This window comes from Streptomyces durhamensis (assembly GCF_000725475.1).
In the GTDB taxonomy this organism is placed as follows: Bacteria; Actinomycetota; Actinomycetes; order Streptomycetales; family Streptomycetaceae; genus Streptomyces; species Streptomyces filipinensis.
This window is the reverse complement of the sequence record NZ_JNXR01000093.1, coordinates 1-590: the sequence shown is the minus strand read 5'-3', so window position 1 is coordinate 590 and position 590 is coordinate 1. Positions and strand designations below refer to the sequence as shown.

General features: G+C 65.9%; 1 protein-coding gene. It reads left to right on the top strand.

From position 1 onward, the window contains the following. The coding region (gene rpoA, locus IO33_RS0141910; RefSeq protein WP_209439020.1) for a DNA-directed RNA polymerase subunit alpha at positions 1 to 590 on the top strand (590 nt) is incomplete at both ends.

The window sequence follows — 590 nt, the reverse complement described above, 5'->3', positions numbered from 1 at the left end:
TCGTTGACCGAAGAGGTCGTCGACGAGTTCCGCTCCCGGTTCGTGATCGAGCCGCTGGAGCCGGGCTTCGGCTACACCCTCGGCAACTCCCTGCGCCGTACCCTCCTCTCCTCGATCCCCGGCGCTGCTGTCACCAGCATCCGGATCGACGGTGTCCTGCACGAGTTCACCACCGTGCCGGGCGTCAAGGAGGACGTCACCGACCTGATCCTCAACATCAAGCAGCTGGTCGTCTCCTCGGAGCACGACGAGCCGGTCGTGATGTACCTGCGCAAGCAGGGCCCGGGTCTGGTCACCGCCGCCGACATCGCGCCCCCGGCCGGTGTCGAGGTGCACAACCCCGACCTCGTCCTCGCCACGCTCAACGGCAAGGGCAAGCTGGAGATGGAGCTGACGGTCGAGCGTGGCCGCGGTTACGTCTCCGCCGTGCAGAACAAGCAGGTGGGCCAGGAGATCGGCCGTATCCCGGTCGACTCCATCTACTCGCCGGTTCTCAAGGTCACCTACAAGGTCGAGGCGACCCGTGTCGAGCAGCGCACCGACTTCGACAAGCTGATCGTCGACGTCGAGACCAAGCAGGCGATGCGTCC